At 53.9% G+C, this 16,638-nt stretch carries 13 protein-coding genes and 1 tRNA gene; 9 read left to right on the top strand and 5 right to left on the bottom strand.

Translation table 11 applies throughout. The annotated features are described in order from the left end of the window. Both F7C11_RS09530 and F7C11_RS09525 read right to left on the bottom strand, forming a co-directional pair. A partial coding sequence (locus tag F7C11_RS09530; protein WP_297092967.1) for an amidohydrolase family protein occupies window positions 1–538 on the bottom strand: 538 nt, incomplete at its 3' end. Window positions 539–605: 67 nt separating this feature from the next. After that, the gene (locus tag F7C11_RS09525) at window positions 606–1,379 is read right to left on the bottom strand and encodes an S-methyl-5'-thioadenosine phosphorylase (protein WP_297092966.1); all 774 of its coding nucleotides are present in this window, start codon (window positions 1,377–1,379) and stop codon (window positions 606–608) included. Between the two features lie 113 nt (window positions 1,380–1,492). Between F7C11_RS09525 and F7C11_RS09520 the strand changes: the two genes are divergently transcribed. The 3 genes from F7C11_RS09520 to F7C11_RS09510 are packed head-to-tail and all read left to right on the top strand — an operon-like array spanning window position 1,493 to window position 2,879. Beyond that, a complete protein-coding gene (locus tag F7C11_RS09520) occupies window positions 1,493–1,705 on the top strand; it encodes a hypothetical protein (protein ID WP_297092936.1) in 213 nt (70 codons plus the stop codon). A 55-nt stretch (window positions 1,706–1,760) separates the two neighbouring features. Next, the gene (locus tag F7C11_RS09515; RefSeq protein WP_297092935.1) at window positions 1,761–2,489 is read left to right on the top strand and encodes a proteasome assembly chaperone family protein; all 729 of its coding nucleotides are present in this window, start codon (window positions 1,761–1,763) and stop codon (window positions 2,487–2,489) included. 9 nt (window positions 2,490–2,498) lie between these two features. Then, window positions 2,499–2,879, top strand: a complete 381-nt coding sequence (locus F7C11_RS09510) for a DUF473 domain-containing protein (protein WP_297092934.1) — start codon at window positions 2,499–2,501, stop codon at window positions 2,877–2,879. Here the strand turns inward: F7C11_RS09510 and nucS are convergent. The 3 genes from nucS to F7C11_RS09495 form a co-directional block, all read right to left on the bottom strand. Continuing rightward, window positions 2,876–3,628, bottom strand: a complete 753-nt coding sequence (nucS, locus tag F7C11_RS09505; protein WP_297092933.1) for an endonuclease NucS — start codon at window positions 3,626–3,628, stop codon at window positions 2,876–2,878. The two genes, F7C11_RS09510 and nucS, sit on opposite strands and share 4 nt — an antisense overlap. 35 nt (window positions 3,629–3,663) lie before the next feature. Continuing rightward, window positions 3,664–4,728, bottom strand: coding sequence for a DNA repair and recombination protein RadA (gene radA, locus F7C11_RS09500; protein ID WP_297092932.1), 1,065 nt, complete (start codon window positions 4,726–4,728; stop codon window positions 3,664–3,666). A 186-nt stretch (window positions 4,729–4,914) separates the two neighbouring features. Continuing rightward, window positions 4,915–5,931: a TrkA family potassium uptake protein gene (locus F7C11_RS09495; protein WP_297092931.1), complete on the bottom strand. Its 1,017-nt coding sequence runs from the start codon at window positions 5,929–5,931 to the stop codon at window positions 4,915–4,917. Window positions 5,932–6,617: 686 nt separating this feature from the next. Here F7C11_RS09495 and F7C11_RS09490 point away from each other — a divergent pair. From F7C11_RS09490 to F7C11_RS09465, 6 genes are all read left to right on the top strand, one after another. After that, complete coding sequence (locus F7C11_RS09490) at window positions 6,618–7,241, top strand: DNA-binding protein (protein WP_297092965.1); 624 nt, start codon at window positions 6,618–6,620, stop codon at window positions 7,239–7,241. A 488-nt stretch (window positions 7,242–7,729) separates the two neighbouring features. Next, on the top strand, window positions 7,730–8,977 hold the full coding sequence (locus tag F7C11_RS09485) for an ORC1-type DNA replication protein (RefSeq protein ID WP_297092930.1): 1,248 nt from the start codon (window positions 7,730–7,732) through the stop codon (window positions 8,975–8,977). Then, window positions 8,977–11,085 (top strand): DNA-directed DNA polymerase II small subunit, encoded by a 2,109-nt coding sequence (locus F7C11_RS09480; RefSeq protein WP_297092929.1) that lies wholly within the window; start codon window positions 8,977–8,979, stop codon window positions 11,083–11,085. The genes F7C11_RS09485 and F7C11_RS09480 overlap by 1 nt, the downstream gene beginning before the upstream one ends. A gap of 1 nt (window position 11,086) precedes the next feature. Continuing rightward, on the top strand, window positions 11,087–14,974 hold the full coding sequence (locus F7C11_RS09475) for a DNA-directed DNA polymerase II large subunit (protein ID WP_297092928.1): 3,888 nt from the start codon (window positions 11,087–11,089) through the stop codon (window positions 14,972–14,974). Between the two features lie 49 nt (window positions 14,975–15,023). After that, window positions 15,024–15,710 carry a hypothetical protein gene (locus F7C11_RS09470; RefSeq protein ID WP_297092964.1) on the top strand — a complete coding sequence of 229 codons (687 nt, stop codon included), beginning with the start codon at window positions 15,024–15,026 and terminating at the stop codon, window positions 15,708–15,710. A gap of 348 nt (window positions 15,711–16,058) precedes the next feature. Beyond that, a tRNA-Gln gene (locus F7C11_RS09465) sits at window positions 16,059–16,134 on the top strand. The last annotated feature ends 504 nt before the right edge of the window (window positions 16,135–16,638 follow it).

Here is a 16,638-nt window from a genome sequence, read left to right as displayed (position 1 = left end):
GCCCGAAGACGAAGTGAACCCTGTCTGAGTTAAGCCCCTCTATGAACTCCATCGTGCGGAGGGCCTCCTTTATTTCCTTCTCGGTCTTCTCTGGATCGCCGAGGTCTATCATGCCATAGGAGAGGTAACCGCGAAGGCCAGACTCAAGAACAACCTCAGCAACGGTGTCCATGAAGAAGTACATGTCCAGAAATGCCGTCGTTCCTGTCTTTATCATCTCCAGCGCTCCGAGATATGCCCCGACCTTGGTGTATTCGCGGGTTAGCTTCGCCTCCCTCGGCCATATGTGGTTCTGGAGCCAGTCCATGAGGGGAAGGTCGTCGGCGAGACCGCGGAAGAGGCCCATGGGCGAGTGGGTGTGGAGGTTGATGAATGCCGGAGAAACCACCTTTCCCTTTGCGTCTATGACCGTGTCTGCAGGCTCTGTGATGTTTTTGCCCACCCTGACGATTCGGTTCCCGTCGATGAGGACATCTGCCTCGACCACCTCAAAGCTCTCCCCGTAGAGGACGCGACCGTTTTTGATGAGAATGTTCATGACCACCACCCCTGTTTTAAAGGGGTGTGTTTCCGGTGGAAGTTAAAAAGGTGACGGAGAAAAGAAATCAGACGAACATGCTCTTCAGCACGTCGGCACAGCCGCACTTTCTCTCCTCGGGGATCCGCGGGATGGCCCTCTTGAGCAGCTCCTGAACCTTGTAGTTGTTCTCGGCCATGACCCTGAGAACTTCCTGGGCGTCAACCGGCTTGTCAGCCCAGACGTCGTAGTCCGTTACCGTCGCTATGTTGGCGTAGCACATACCCAGCTCCCTGGCGAGGTTTATCTCCGGGACGAGGGTCATTCCGATGATGTGGGCGTACTGCCTGAACATCATCGACTCGGCACGGGTTGAGAACCTCGGGCCTTCAATGCAGACGTAGGTGCCCTTCTCATGGACGGTAAAGCCAAGCTCCTTTGCCGTCTCATAGAAAATCTTCCTCATCTCCGGGCAGAAGGGGTCGGCCATCGAGACGTGGGCAACCCTCGGCCCGTTGTAGAATGTGTAGTCCCTCTTCTTCGTGAAGTCGATGAACTGGTCGGTTATGACTATGTCGCCGGGCTTGTACTCCTCGCGGAGTGAGCCCACTGCCGTGATCCCGATAACCCTCTCGACGCCGAGCTCCTTGAGGGCCCAGATGTTCGCCCTGTAGGGCACTTCGTGCGGCGGGAACTCGTGGTTCTTCCCGTGCCTCGGTATGAATGCGACCTCAACGCCCTCTATCTCCCCGATTTCCACTGGAGCCGAAGGCCTGCCGTAGGGAGTGTGCACCTTGACGCTTTCTTTAGGCTCGAAAACGCCGTAAACGCCCGAACCACCTATGATACCTATCCTCACCATAGACATCACCCTGTAAAAATAAAGCCCCAGTTATTTAAGGGTTGCTTTTCCAGTGGAAACACAACTCGGAATAAAGCTTAAGGGTATGATGCCCAACTGAGAGTGGGGAGACCATGCTGCAGGATCCGGGAACCAGGTGGCTCGTATCCTGGACCCTCGCGGGAGTCCTTGGCTGGTTCGTAGGGACACTACTCGCATTCCATCTTCTGGGTTCGGGGGTTAAACTATCTGTCGGCTGGCTTGTGGTCTTTATGGTGGGCTGGGTGCTCGGAGGGTTCATCTGGTACGAGTTGAGAATAAAGGAGGAAATGAAGGGGGGCACGTAGGCGGGAACGAAAATTTAATAACCTTTGGAAACTAAATTCTTGCGGGGGTGGTACCGTGGAAAACGGAAGTCCAGTCAGGATAGTGCTCCCCGAGATAAGGAACCCCATACTGATAGAGGGCTATCCCGGGATAGGCCTCGTGGGGCACATAGCAGCCAACTTTCTTGCCAAGGAGCTGGAGATGGAGATGATAGGCTACGTGGAGAGCCCGTTCATCCCGCCCATGGCGCTGATCCTTAACGGAAAGCCCAATCCTCCGCTCAGGTTCTATGGAAAGGACAACATAATACTCGCCGTGGCGGACATCTACGTCCCGCCCACCTTAGTGAGCGAGATAGCCCGGGAGCTCGTGAGGTACCTCAAGGACATGGGCGCGGACAAGATTGTATCCCTGGGGGGCATAGGCATAGGTCTCTTCAAGGAGAAGATGGACGTCTGGGGAGTTGGGGCTAAGGAAGAGCTGAACAGGGAGCTTGAGAACCTGGGAGTGAAAATCCTCCAGTACGGCTCGATAATGGGGATGAGCGGAAAGCTCCTCTGGGAAGCAAGCAAGGAAAAACTCGACGCCTACGTCCTCTTAGGGGAGACCTTTGGGGACAGACCCGACCCGAGGGCCGCCGCAAACGTCATAGAGGTCCTGAAGAAGCTGACGCCCATAGAGGTCTCAACAGAGCCCCTGCTCAAGGAAGCAGAGATGATAGAGGCCCAGCTGAGGAAGATGCACGAGCAGATGGAGCAGGCCAGGAGGAAAACTGAGAAGCAGTACGAGAGCATCTACCTGTGAGGTGAGAGCATGGAGGCGATAACCCTCGCCGGAATCGCGAGACGGGTTCTCGACGAGCTTTTGAGGAGCCCATACAAAACCCTGGAGATAAGGAGCGCGAGGAACGTCATTGCGCTCGAAAGGGCCCGCGAGCTCGGGAGGGTTTTCCTGACCTACGAGACTTTCCAGGACGTCACGGTGGGCACCGAGGGACTCCTGGCGGAGATACTCCGCCTGGAGAGCATGGAACAGAGGATTCCCTGGGAAGAGAGCGACGAGAGGGAAGTGACAGTGTGCCGGGCCCAGGTGAGGCTCATCGGCCTCGGAAGAATAGTTGAGGTGAGGAAGAGAAACACGGTGCTGGTAGTCAGGGTTCGCGAGATGCTGCCACAGGAGATGGACATAGGCTAAAACAGGGTCTTTTGCCTGCCTTTTCCGAGCTTTTCCCTCTTTGGCGGCTGAACCTTTCTGAACTCAAGGCCCTCCTTTTCGAGGAGCCTCTTGGCACCGGATGTCAGGGACGGTGCAACGAGTATCCCCCTAACATTGTCGTGCTCCTTTCTCAGGGCCTCAACGTAGCGCTTTAGCTGGCTGACGGCATGAAGGTCAGCCTTCCTGCGCTTCAGCTCAAGGACGACGAGGTTGCCGTCCCTATCGCGTCCGAGGATGTCAACTATGCCGTGGCCGATCTGCTTTTCCCTGAAGAGGGGCTTGAAGCCCGGCTCGATGAGTTTGGGATTTTTAAAGATGAACTCCGCCATCTCGGCCTCGCTGCCTGTCAAAGCAAGTTCCTCGTAGTCCTCGGCCTTGAACAGAGAAACAAGGTAAACCCCCTCCAGCTCGACCTCAAGTATCTCCCTCGGCTTTCTCCTCACGGAGCGAAGGATAACTACACCATCGCGCTTCTCGACGGTTACGAAGCTCCCCGGCGGTTGCCAGTTGACAGGCTCACGCTTCTTGCTCTGATGGATAAGAAAAGCGCCGTCCGGTTTGATTATTATCACCCTGTCGCCGGAGCCGAGTTCACTCTTGGCCCTGCCGTCGTAATGAACCTTACAACGGGCAAAAATCGTCAGCATTACCTCTGTTGATAGCGCGGAATCGATTATCCTGAGGAGTTCCTCGCGGGAGGGGTTCGTCACTGCCTCAACCTTTGACATGGGAATGGGTAAAGAAGAGGGGTTAAAAAGCTAACTCAGTCCTCGACGCCCTTGTCGGTTATCCTGAAGATCGCCTCTCCCTCGGGAAGGTGCGGGCTGTCTATGAGCCTGGCGACGCGCTTTCCAGCCTTGCCCTTCCTGAGGTATATCCTGAGCGTGGCGCTGTGGGCGAGGATGTGTCCACCGACGGGCCTCGTCGGGTCGCCGAAGAAGGCGTCTGGCTTCGCCTGAACCTGGTTGGTAACGAAGACGGCTATGTCGTAGAGGTCCGCTATCCTGTGCAGGTCCGAGAGGTGCTTCGCCAGCTTCTGCTGCCTCTCCGCGAGCGTCCCCCTGCCGACGTACTCGCTCCTGAAGTGGGCCATGAGTGAGTCGACGACGAGCAACTTTACCGGCCTGTCGGTTTCAGCCTTCTCTTTGATTATCTCCTCCGCCTTTTCAATGAGGAGCATCTGGTGGTTGCTGTTGAAAGCGCGGGCGACATAGATGTTCTTAAGGGTCTCGTCGGGGTCAAGGCCGCGGTTCTCGGCGATCTGCCTTATCCTCTCCGGTCTGAAGGTGTTCTCGGTGTCTATCCATATGACCGAACCGTGAAGGCCGCCCTCCTCCTCGGGGAGCTGAACCATCACCGCGAGGGTGTGCGCCAGCTGGGTCTTTCCGGAACCGAACTCACCGAACACTTCAGTTATCGCCTGGGTCTCAACTCCGCCGCCGACGAGTTTGTCGAGGCTCTTGCTTCCAGTGGAAATCCTGCCTATGGTTCTGCGCTTCTCCATGTACTCGTCCGCCCGCATGAAGGTTCCGATGTTGGCGGCCTCTCTGGCGGCCTGGATTATCTTGAGCGCCGCACCCTCGCTTATTCCCGCTATCTCCTTGAGCTCCATCGGAGAGGCAACTGCTATGGCCTCGATGCTGTCGTAGCCGGCCTCACGAAGCTTCTCGGCGGTTGCCGGCCCGACACCGGGGAGGTCTTCAAGGGTCTTTATCTCCTTCTCTTTCTTTTTCTTGGTTGAGCTTGACGGGGACTCAGCAACGACATCGAGCTCCTCAAACTCTTCGAGCTCTTTTATTTCATCGTCAGCCTTCTTCTTCCGTGGCATCTCACTCACCCGCTACAACTACCTTTCATAGGGGTAAAAAGCCGAAGGGTTATATACTTTTCTTTCCGATGGAGCGAAGGATAAGAATGGTGAGTACCGGGCCATGCTGCAAATTCACACCATTGCAGAGCTACTTTAGTGAAAATCGGATGTATCCCCAATGACAGAGCTTGGGGGGCAACGCCATCATCCCCTTCCACTGGAAGAGCCAGGTTTTATGACGATCAGTTTTGACCCCCTAGGAATCTCCTCTTCAAGTGCCGGGTTGAGAACGGGTTCCTCCTTGTAATAACCGAGGAGGAAGTAGCCCTCATTGCGGAGGCGCTTCATTGCCTCGATGTATGGAATGCCCCACAGCTCCCTCCGCTCCAGGACGGAGATGTCGTAGCCACCGGTGGCCGTTGTAAGGTCGTCTATGACGTCCACAACCTCTGGTTCGAAAACGGAGCTTGCGAGGAGCCTTCCAGCGAGACTTCTGCTGAGTATTACCCTGTCGGCCCCAGCACCTTTGAGCAGCTCCATGCTCTCGCCGCGGAGGGCCTCGACGAAGACCTTCGCGTTAGACATGCGCTTCACCATGAGAGTCGTGAATACTGACTTCGAGTCGTCTTCCAGGGCAAGGATGACGTAGGATGCCCCCCTCACGTGGGCGCGTTCCAGCGTTTCTGGGTTCGTGGGATCGCCTATGAGAACCTCCACTTCCTCTGGAAGCTCAACCTTCTTCCTCTCGCTCTCGTCGGGGAAGACCACTACAATCGGCCGCATCTCTATCTCTCCACTGGAAATCGCGGACATGAGTTCATCCACACAGCTGGGGATGCTGCTCCCGCGGCCGATTATCACGTAGTGTCCGGAATACCTAACGCTGTGCATGCCCATCATCCTCCTCAGAGACGATGAAATGAAGTATTCAGCCAGAATTGAAACGAGAGCCGTGAACGTTGATATTCCGGCAACGGCAGCGACCATAGCCACGGCACGGCCGGCTTCTGTCTGGGGCGTTATATCCCCGTACCCTATCGTGGCCATCGTTATGACTGCCCAGTAAAAAGCCGTGTAAAAGCCCACATTCTCAAAGTACATAAACAGGAACGCGAAAACAACCGCCAGCAGGAGCACAAGCGCCGCTATTTGGAGGAGGCGATTCCTGCTGACCTTGACCTTCATTCTGAGAAGTTTTCTGACCACCGGTACCGGAATCATGGTGTACACTACGATGCCTGCTTTAAAAAATTATCACTCATGCCCCTACACATCCACGGATGGACTCATTTTTCCAGTGGAAACAGAGGTCTTTTTCGATGCCCATCTGAAAGACCCCCCAGAGTTTCATTTCCACTGGAACCCAGTTTTGGAGATGGAAGGATTTAGTCAGAGGATTTATGGAAAGGGGAATTTATAAAGCATCTTACAAACGCCAAATCCATGGCTTTTAAATAGTGGCGGATTCCTATTGGACTAATTTTCATCATTTTCTATGATTGCATTATTTTTATGAACATTGTTCATGAAAATCTATAAATATCAGAAGTTGTAGAAAAGACGGGAGAGTTTCACCAAGAACACAAAACAGTTATGGGAGTAGCCAAAGCCGTGCTCCACAGGAAATGAAACTCCCTGGGGGTATTGTTTGTTAACCTACCTGCCGTGATGTTAACACATCTATTTTCCTAAAATGTCCAGAAGATTACTCTAACGTACTTGTGTGGATATCCATAAACGTGCATTCCTCCTTCAGTTGAAATGACCGAATGTATTCATAGATTCCTTTACGAATTGAAACTTCCAATGTATATTGCTGTACTTAGAACCCCTCTGCTTCCTGTGGAAACCTCCGCTTCGGGTGCAACGTTATTAACCCCTTTGACCAATTTGTGTTGGTGGTTCGCATGGAGGACATTGAGAATATGGTTCTGGAGTGGTTGCGGGCCGGCAACGATAAGGCCGAAGACATCGTTGACCTCCCCTGGTCAGTTAAGGAGATGAGGCCTGGTATGTACGTGGCGGAGCATCCAAGGATGCCTTTCTCCCTGCTGGTGGTCTTCTCGGAGGACTTTATCCACCTGCTGGTGCCGCTGGGTTTGGAGACGTTCTCCATGACAAAGGACGAGAAGCTCAAGGTGTATCACACTCTCCTGCGCCTCAACGACCAGGTGAACCTGATGAAGTTCACACTCTCGGGCATGGACGATGACGTTTACCTTCGCGTTGATCTGGACAAGAAGACCCTTGGCAAGGAGGAGTTCAACGACGCCCTAACATCTCTCCTCATAGGGCTGATGTCTGCCGTTTCAGAGCTCGGTCTTGAGGAGGCATTTGCAAGGGAGATTTTTGATCGCATCGTTGGGATGGTTCTGGAGAGGGTTGATCACGGTGCCAGCCGGGAGGAGCTGATGAGGTTCCTCACTGTCAAAGTTGGAATGAGCGTTGAGGACGCCAAGAACCTGCTCGACGAGGTATTCTCGGCCAAGAAAGAAATGGAGGAGCGGGGAAAGGACGTTGGCTACTTCTGATTTTTATCTTTCTGCTGGTTCTTCGGGTCCTGTTCATGGGTAGTTTGTGTACCCTGGTTGGGCTCTGTGGCTGCACAACTGTCATGCTCCCTAAGATGGTTCTGGTGGGTATCCTTGGAGTAGCCTGTGGGTGCAGAGAAAGGCGCCAGAGAGCTTCTCGGCGCCGCCCTTGGTGCTGTGATAGGGCAACTACGCGACAAAGAAGGATGATTTTGCCTTCTTTTTCCTGGTTATCTCCCCTATTTTCCGCTTGCCTTTTTACATCCACCTGTTCAACAAGGCATATAAACCCCTCGGCTCGATTATCTATGCTTTCCTCTGCATCCGGTGCTTCCTCTGGAGCACATGTTTGATGTTCAGGATCTCTTCGATAAAATTGGCTAATTGACAACTATGGGATATAGAATTATCACGTGTTCAACAAATAAGGGATTTCATGAATAAAAATCAACGATGGGGCTGGATTTCCAGTGGAGTGGGTGGTGCCCATGGACGACAGTTATCTTGATTCAATCTTTGAGAAGTACCTTCACGCCAAGAAGATCTTTAAGAATAAGGAGGTCCTCAGGCACAGCTACACGCCCAAGGAGCTTCCCCACAGGCGTGAGCAGATTGAGAACCTCGCTCATATTCTGGTTCCCGTTCTACGCGGTGAGACTCCCTCCAACGTTTTCGTTTATGGAAAAACCGGAACTGGTAAGACTGTAACGATCAAGTTCGTGACAGAGGAGCTCAAGAAAATATCCCTGAAGTACAATGTTCCAGTGGATGTTATCTACGTCAACTGCGAGATAGTCGATACTCAGTACCGTGTCCTGGCGAACATCGTGAACTATTTTAAGCTGGAGAGCGGTGTCGAGGTTCCCCTCGTCGGCTGGCCGACCGATGAGGTCTACGCCAAGCTCAAGGAGGTTATAGACGCCAAGGAGCGCTTCGTTATAATCGTCCTGGACGAGATAGACAAGCTCATCAAGAAGAGCGGCGACGATATACTGTATTCCCTCACAAGAATAAACACGGAGCTTTCCAGGGCAAAGGTCAGCATAATCGGCATATCCAACGACCTCAAGTTCAAGGAGTACCTCGATGCCCGCGTCCTCTCAAGCCTGAGCGAGGAAGAGGTTGTCTTTCCTCCATATGACGCCAACCAGCTCAGGGACATACTCATGCAGCGTGCCGAGAGCGCGTTTAACGAGGGCGTTCTGGATGATGGGGTCGTGCCCCTCTGTGCAGCTCTGGCTGCAAGGGAACACGGCGACGCGAGGAGAGCCCTTGATCTGCTCCGCGTCGCCGGCGAGATAGCCGAGCGCGAGGGGGCCAGCAAGGTAACTGAGAGGCACGTCTGGAAGGCCCAGGAGAAGATAGAGCAGGACACCATGGAGGAGGTCATAAAGACGCTCCCCCTGCACTCGAAGGTTCTCCTCTACGCGATAGTCCTGCTCGATGAGAACGGCGAGCTTCCGGCCAACACCGGTGACGTTTACTCGGTTTACAAGTCCCTCTGCGACCACATTGACCTCGAACCCCTCACCCAGAGGCGCGTCAGCGACCTCATCAATGAGCTCGATATGCTGGGCATCATCAACGCGAAGGTCGTCAGCAAGGGGCGCTATGGGAGGACCAAGGAAATCCGCCTGAACGTAACTCCTTATAAGGTGAAAAACATATATCGCCATGACCACCAGCTCCAGACCGTGCTCACCGTGAGCATGTCCCGCCAGAGGAGGCTGCTCTGATGGGTCTGATCGAGGATTTGATGTCCAACAACTATCTAATCACTCCATTGGCTTACTACCTTCTCGTTGACGCCTATAAGAGAGACTTCACGCTCGCGGAGCTCATAAAGTTTGCAAAGTCAAAGGGAACCTTTGTGGTAGACTCAGCACTGGCAAAGGAGTTCCTGTCATGGAAGGGTGTCTCTCCAATGGAAAGTTCCACAGAGTCTTCCCCCCAAGAAGCGCCTTCTATTGAAGGATACCTCTCGCCGGAGTCAACCCCCGCTGTGGAAATCTCTGAGGAATCATCTGATTTCGGCGAATCTGGTGTGTTGACTGGTTCTTCAACGGAAATGGGCAAATCAACGCCTTCTTTAGTTAGTGCTTCTCAAACGTCCATTTCCACTGGAACTGTCCTTGAAAGCAGTGAGGAAACCCATGAAATTTTGCAATCTGGAGGAGAAGAAGGCAGTTTTTCCGGGGGGGAGAGTTTCATTTCCACTGGAGATGTCGAGACCTCAGAGGTCGGGGGGGACTTCGAATCCGAAACCAAAGTTGAAGAGCCCATATTATCGGAGGCCTCAGATGAAAGCCTTCCCGTGGAAAGTGAAGCCGTCGTTGAGGAAGCTCCCCCCGAAAATGGCAACGGATACAATAACGGCTACGTTAACGGGGAGGAGAACGGAAACGGGATTAAACCCAAGGTGGTCTACGGTGACTATGGGGTGCCCATCGCATACGTGGGTGAGGAGGTTCCCGAGGAGGAGAAGAGCTACTCGGTCTACTCCGATTTCAAAATCTCGCCCAAGGCGGGCTTCCACTACCTGGCAAAGGAAATACCCAATGATTATGAGATAACTTTTGATGTGAAGAACGTTAAATTTGCCCTCCCCAAGGCCAAAAACGCCGCCGGCAAGGAGGGTGACCTCATAGTCAAGGTCTACTCCGACTACTTCAGGAGCAGGCTCAAGAAGATGCGCAGAATCCTCCGCGAGAACCCTGAGATTGGTGGGGTGATAGACATAGCCAAGCTGGGCTATGTGAAGAGCGACGATGAGGTGACGATAATCGGCCTTGTGAACAGCAAGCGCGAAACCGCAAAGGGCTTCATGTTCGAGGTGGAGGACAATACCGGTGTCATCAAGGTCTTCATAAACCGCAACAACGAGGAGAGCAAGAAGTTCTTTGAGATAATGCCCGATGCAGTGGTGGCCTTCAGGGGCCGCTACTCTGGACGGGGAATATTCTTTGCGAACAGGATTTACCTCCCGGACGTCCCCAAGTTCAAACGCGAGAAGCCGCCCCTTGAAGAGAAGGTGTACGCCGTTCTTCTCAGCGACGTTCACGTCGGTTCAAACAAGTTCTGCGAAAAGGCATTCATGCGCTTCCTGGAGTGGCTCAACGGCGACGTTAACAACAAGGCTGAGGAGGAGTTCGTCAGCAGGATTAAGTACATGATAATCGCCGGTGATGTTGTCGACGGCATCGGTATCTATCCCGGCCAGTACAACGAGCTCGCCATTCCTGACATCTTCGACCAGTACGAGGCACTCGCGAATCTGCTGAGCAACGTGCCGGATCACATAACCATGTTCATCGGCCCGGGCAACCACGATGCGGCCAGAACTGCCCTACCGCAGCCGGGCTTCTATGAAGAGTATGCCAGGCCCCTTCTAAAGCTAAAAAACGCGATCATCATAAGCAATCCGGCCGTGATACGGCTCCACGGCAGGGATTTTCTCATAGCTCACGGTAGGGGGATAGAGGACGTCGTCACGGCCCTTCCCAACAGAAGCCACCACCGGCCGGCGGAGGCGATGCTGGACCTGCTCAAGCTCCGCCACTTAGCCCCGACCTTTGGGGAGAAGGTTCCCATCGCACCTGACTCGGAGGATACGCTCGTCATAGAGTCCGTTCCGGATCTGTTCCAAGCCGGCCACGTCCACGTCATGCAGTACAAGATGTACAACGGTGTTTTCCTGATAAACACTGGAACATGGCAGGCACAGACCGAATTCCAGAAGATGGTGAACATCGTTCCGACCCCGGCGAGGGTTCCGATAATAGACATCGAGACGGCCCGGCTGAGGGCCGTTATCAGATTCGATGAGTACTGCGAGGGTGTCTGAAATGACCGAGATTTATTCTCCCGAGATGAAGGCTTACTTTGAATCTCTCCAGCGCGAGATAGACAGGGCCTACGAGATAGCGAGAAAGGCCCGCGAACAGGGTAAGGATCCCAGCCTGGAGGTTGAGGTTCCCCAGGCCACGGACATGGCCGGCCGTGTTGAGAGCCTCGTCGGACCCAAGGGTGTCGCCGAGAGAATCCGGGAGCTCGTCAAGGAGTACGGTAAAGAACTGGCCGCTCTGAAGGTGGTCGATGAGATTATAGACGGTAAGTTCGGCGACCTCGGAAGCAAGGAGCGCTACGCCGAGCAGGCCGTCAGGACAGCACTGGCCATTCTCACGGAGGGTATAGTCTCCGCTCCCCTGGAGGGAATAGCGGACGTTAAAATCAAACGCAACATCTGGGAAGATAACTCCGAATATCTCGCCCTCTACTACGCGGGGCCGATAAGGAGCTCCGGCGGAACGGCGCAGGCTTTGAGCGTCCTCGTGGGGGACTACGTCAGGAAGAAGCTCGGCCTCGACCGTTTCAAGCCCAGCGAGAAGCACATAGAGAGAATGGTCGAGGAGATAGACCTCTACCACCGCGCTGTTACACGCCTCCAGTACCACCCGGAGGCCGACGAGGTAAGGCTCGCCATGAAGAACATCCCCATCGAGATAACCGGTGAGGAGACGGATAAGGTAGAGGTTTCCCACAGGGACGTTCCCGGCATTGAGACCAATCACCTTCGCGGTGGTGCGATTCTCGTTCTCGCCGAGGGTGTCCTTCAGAAGGCCAAGAAGCTCGTCAAGTACATAGACAAGATGGGTGTTGACGGCTGGGACTGGATAAAGGAGTTCGTCGAGGCCAAGGAAAAGGGCAAGTCTGCCGAGGAAAAGCCTTCCGAGGATTCCAAGGCCGAGGAAGCGGGCAAAGCGGAAGTAGGGGAGAAGGTTGAGAAAGGCTTCTACTACGAGCTCTACGAGCGCTTTCGGGCAAACATAGCCCCAAACAAGAAGTATACAAAGGAGATAATCGGTGGTAGGCCCCTCTTCGCCGAGCCCTCAAAGAACGGTGGCTTCCGGCTCAGATATGGCCGCTCCCGCGTCAGCGGATTCGCAACATGGAGCGTCAACCCCGCGACCATGCTGGTCTTGGACGAGTTCATAGCCATTGGGACCCAGATGAAGACGGAGAGGCCCGGCAAGGGCTGCATAGTGACACCGGCAACCACCGTCGAGGGACCGATAGTCAAGCTCAAGGACGGAAGCGTCATACGCGTGGATGACTACAAGACCGCCCTCAGAATCAGGGACAAAATCGAGGAGATACTCTATGTCGGCGATGCTTTGGTGAACTTCGGCGATTTCGTCGAGAACAACCAGACCCTCCTCCCGGCCAACTACGTCGAGGAATGGTGGATTCAGGAGTTCGTCAGAGCTGTAGCCGAAACCTACGAGGTCGAGCTCAGGCCCTTCTCCGACAACCCGCGCGAGGCCGTTGAGGAGGCCGCTGAATACATAGAACTCGACCCGGACTTTCTCGAAAGTCTGCTGAAAGACCCACTCCGCGTGAGACCTGACGTTGAGGTTGCCATACACCTTTCAAAGGTTCTGGAGATCCCGTTTCACCCCTACTACACCCTCTACTGGAACACGCTCAAACCGGAGGAAGTGGAAGGGCTCCAGATGGCTTTGCTGGGAGCCCAAATCGAGTGGGACGAACACATGAAGAACAAGTTCGCGAGGAAAGTGGTCCTGGAGAACGACCCCCGGATCAAGCGCTACCTTGAGCTCCTCGGCCTCCCCCACAGGCTTGAGAAGACTGAGGATCGGAAGAAGGTCATAGTAATCGATTACCCGTGGAGCGCCGCCCTGTTAACACCCCTCGGCAACCTTGAATGGGAGTTCAAGGCCAGGCCGTTCTTCACCGTCATAGACATTATCAATGAGAACAACCGGATAAAGCTCCGTGACAGGGGAATAAGCTGGATCGGCGCGCGCATGGGCAGACCTGAGAAGGCCAAGGAGAGGAAGATGAAGCCGCCGGTTCAGGTTCTCTTCCCGATCGGCCTCGCTGGTGGCTCCAGCAGGGACATCAAAAAGGCCGCCGAGGAAGGAAAGGTAACGAGTGTTGAGATAGCCTTCTTCCGCTGTCAGGAATGCGGTCACACCGGGCCGGAGCACATCTGCCCGCGCTGCGGCACCAGAAAGGAACTCCTCTGGCACTGCGCCAAGTGCAACGTTGACTATTCCAAGAACGAGGCCGAGGGCTTTGACTTCCACTGCCCCAAGTGCGGAATGGAGCTGAAGCCCTACGCGAGGAGAACCATAAAGCCCTCGGAACTTCTCCGCGCCGCCATGGAGAACGTGAAGGTCTATGGTATCGACAAGCTCAAGGGCGTCCAGGGCATGACCTCCGGCTACAAGATGGCCGAGCCGCTGGAGAAGGGCATTCTCCGTGCCAAAAACGACGTCTACGTCTTTAAGGACGGCACCATTCGCTTCGACGCCACCGATGCCCCGATAACCCATTTCAAGCCGAGGGAGATCGGCACGAGCGTTGAGAAGCTCCGCGAGCTCGGCTACACCCGCGACTTCGAGGGCAGACCGCTTGAGAGGGACGACCAGATACTGGAACTCAAAGTCCAGGACGTCATACTGCCCTACGAGGCCGGTCGCTACCTCCTCAAGGTGACCCGCTTCATAGACGACCTCCTGGAAAAGTTCTACGGCCTACCGAGGTTCTACAACGCCGAGAAGATGGAGGACTTGGTCGGCCACCTTGTCATCGGCCTCGCCCCGCACACCTCGGCCGGAATCATTGGCAGGATAATCGGGTTCTCAGATGTGCTTGTGGGTTATGCACACCCGTATTATCATGCGGCAAAAAGACGCAACTGTGACGGAGATGAGGATAGTGTAATGTTACTTATGGATGCACTTTTGAACTTTTCACGTTACTATCTGCCAGAAAAGCGCGGCGGCAAGATGGACGCACCTCTGGTCGTTACCACGCGCCTCGATCCAAGGGAGGTTGACAGCGAGGTCCACAACATGGACGTCGTCCGCTACTATCCGCTGGAATTCTACAGCGCCACCTACGAGATGAAGTCGCCTAAGGAGATTAAGTTCATCGAGCGCGTTGAGGACAGGCTCGGTAAACCTGAGATGTACGAGGGGCTTAAGTTCACCCACGATACCGATGACATCGGCCTCGGCCCGAAGATGAGCCTGTACAAACAGCTCGGCGACATGGTCGAGAAGGTCGAGAGACAGCTCGCCCTGGCGGAGCGCATAAGGGCGGTCGATGAGCACCACGTGGCCGAGACGATAATCAACTCTCACCTCGTCCCCGACCTGAGGGGCAACCTCAGGAGCTTCACCCGCCAGGAGTTCCGCTGTGTGAAGTGCAACACCAAGTACAGGAGGCCTCCGCTGACCGGCAAGTGCCCCAAGTGCGGCGGAAAGATCGTTTTGACCGTCAGCAAGGGTGCCATAGAAAAGTACCTCCCCACTGCAAAGATGCTCGTTACGAAGTACAACGTGCTCGACTACACGAGGCAGAGGATATGCCTGACAGAGAAGGACATAAAGTCCCTCTTTGAAAACGTCTTCCCTGAAAGGCAGAGGACGCTGATGGGCTTCTCCGCCGATGTCTGCGAGAAGATGATAAAGGCCCGCACCGGCAAGTCCAACGGCAAAAACGGTTACCTCGACGAGCTCAAGGCGAACGGAAAGCTCAAGCAGAAGTCCAGGACGGAGAAAAAGAAGGAATCCAAGGCTTCCAAGCGCTCGGAGAAAAAGATAAAGCCATCACAGGGACTGGAGAAGGCGGTCAAGAAGGAAAAGTCTTCCATGAAGAAGAAAAAGAAGGGCATAAGCCTCGACGAGTTCTTCGGCTCTTAGCTTTTCCGTTAATCATATATACCATTATGCCGCTCTCTCTTTGATGGGAATGAATCCCGGGTTCAAATTGCTCCCCAGCGTGGCCTACCTGCGGGTTCAGAGGCAGGCGTTCATAGGCTATTCTATGCCCCTAGCCGGGTGGATAGGTGAGTATCTGGTGAACTACCAGCGGCTCCCGAGGCCGAACTTCCTTGGGAGGGCGATGAGCAAGATTGGTTTTCGTCTCGCCGGTGAGGAGAGGGATGAAAGATACATAACCCAGTTCTTTACCCGGGGGAGCGTTTCAATAAGCGCCAGCTGGGACGTTGAGAGGGAGAACCTTTTCCTCCAGCTCATACCGCTCCGCTCCAAGCTATCCCGCGGTCTGACAGTCAGGGCTGAGCACATAGAGTTCTACGACCAGTATGTGGTGAGCATAGAGCCCGCCGGCAAGCTACCGCCAGGAATTCGGGGGATTGGGATAAACGCCCTCATCCTCGATGATTTCTATCCGGTTGAGACCCCCTACTGGGGAATGCTCCACGAGGACTGGGAGGTCGAGCTCAACCTAATCGTCATGAAGGACGAGGTTTACGAGGGGCTGAGCCGCGATGAGTACCGCTGTCCGGTCTGCTTTTCCCCGCTCCATGAAGAGAACGGTGTCTTAAAGTGCTCTTCCTGTGGCTTCACCTACGCACCTGAGCACGACTTCGAGAGGGTTATTGAGGAGTTCAGCGTGGAGGAGTTTGTGTTCTGAATCTTTTGGAAAAAGCTTCACCAAAAGTCAGTAGCTTTCCTAAATTGACCACTTGGAGCTTGATTTCTCTAAATATTCTTGTGCTCCACACCGGGAGAACAAAGCTTGATTGCAAGCTCTCTTGTGGGTTTGCACTCTTCTGACGCCCTTCGGGCGTTTTGCAAGGCAAACCTACAAAAAGAACTCCTAGCAAGAGATTCTCCATGATCAAGGCCTGAATTAAGAGAAATCCCTTCCAAGGGGCATTTGGGAAAGAGCTACGAACTCTGATAAACCTCTATCGAGGAACTTTGAGTAGGCAAATTTCACTAAACTTTATAAGTCCCCTCTCGGCTTTTTCTATCGGGCAGCCCCGTGGTGTAGCGGCCAAGCATGCGGGACTTTGGATCCCGCGACCCGGGTTCGAATCCCGGCGGGGCTACCAATACAAACTTCGCCTTCGCGAAGTTTGATCAAGGTTCATAGCTCCTTCTCAAAATCCTATTCCAGAGCGTGATTGCTGTTAGATTGGTCTCTGGAGTGTTGGAATTCATTAAAGCCTACCCTTTTGTGAGGAGTTAACTTTCAACCGACGCCCGAAGGGCGTCAACGGAAAGAAACTCCTTTTAACTCGCAGGTTGAGAAGATTCCAAGTTAAGAGCGTCCTATCAAGAAGTAATCACACTCAAATACCCCAAATTTTCCAAGAGCTACAAACTTTTGGTGAAGCTTTTCCCAAAAGCTTCGGCGCTGGCGGAAAAATTCTAACTGCTTCTAAAAATGCTGATTTTTGAGTGTGCACTCTTTCAAAAAGGCGATTTTAAGTTGGATTTCTTCTTAACTGGCCAATTTTCAAGAAGTCTCTCAAAGTACGACGCCCAAATGGCGTCAAAAAGAAAAGCAGACTCCAAATTAAAGTCTCTGTTAAATGGAAATCCTCTCGAACTTG

The sequence above is a fragment of the Thermococcus sp. genome (genome assembly GCF_015521605.1).
GTDB lineage: Archaea > Methanobacteriota_B > Thermococci > Thermococcales > Thermococcaceae > Thermococcus.
The sequence above is the reverse complement of the archived record's forward strand: the minus strand, read 5'-3'. Positions and strand labels throughout refer to the sequence as shown.